Here is a 591-nt window from a genome sequence, read left to right as displayed (position 1 = left end):
GCATGTCGTCGAACAACACACCGAAGTCCGGTTGGTCGACGCCGAGCTGCTGCTGGACCGCCGGGGAGGTCAGGCCGATCTTGCGGCCGACGACGCTCGCGCCGGCGGCGATTCGGTCGGCGACGATCCGCTCCTGGACGGCGTACGCGGCGGCGACGTCGTCGGTACCGATCAGGTCGCGGACCGGGGTGCACGGCGTGGAAGTTGCGGCGGCGGTGCTCAACCGCTCGGCGGCCGCGGCGACCGCGTCGGCGGAGGCTCGCGCCGTGGGGGGCAGGCTGGTGCCCTGAGGTGTGCTCATCTGACTTCCCGATGTGATCGTGGGGAATGGACTGTGGGTTCCACTGTCGCCGCCGGGCGACCACCCGCCAAGCATTGCGTTCCACTGAGCCGAACACAGGTCGTATCGTGGGCGTGAGCGCCGGCGGCAACGGAGGTGATGTTCGCAGTGTCCGATCAGGAGTTCGACCGCACGACGGTGCTGGGCAAGGTCATGATGGTGCTGCACGCGTTCACCATCGACGACTCGACCCTGTCGCTGGCCGAACTGGTCCGGCGGACGTCCATCCCGAAGGGCACGCTGCACCGGGT

The 591-nt window shown here is 69.0% G+C and carries 1 protein-coding gene and 1 pseudogene; one reads left to right on the top strand and one right to left on the bottom strand.

Going from position 1 to position 591, the window contains the following annotated elements; translation table 11 throughout:
* Positions 1–301 (bottom strand): annotated as a pseudogene (locus tag AC1D1G_RS45845) (2-keto-4-pentenoate hydratase); the annotation flags it as partial.
* A gap of 147 nt (positions 302–448) precedes the next feature.
* On the opposite strand from AC1D1G_RS45845, the gene AC1D1G_RS45840 reads away from it, so the two are divergent.
* Positions 449–591, top strand: a 143-nt coding sequence (locus tag AC1D1G_RS45840; RefSeq protein ID WP_477957017.1) for a helix-turn-helix domain-containing protein, incomplete at its 3' end; no start/stop codon positions are given.

Source organism: Rhodococcus sp. P3_B8 (assembly GCF_056402775.1).
The sequence above is the reverse complement of the archived record's forward strand: the minus strand, read 5'-3'. Positions and strand labels throughout refer to the sequence as shown.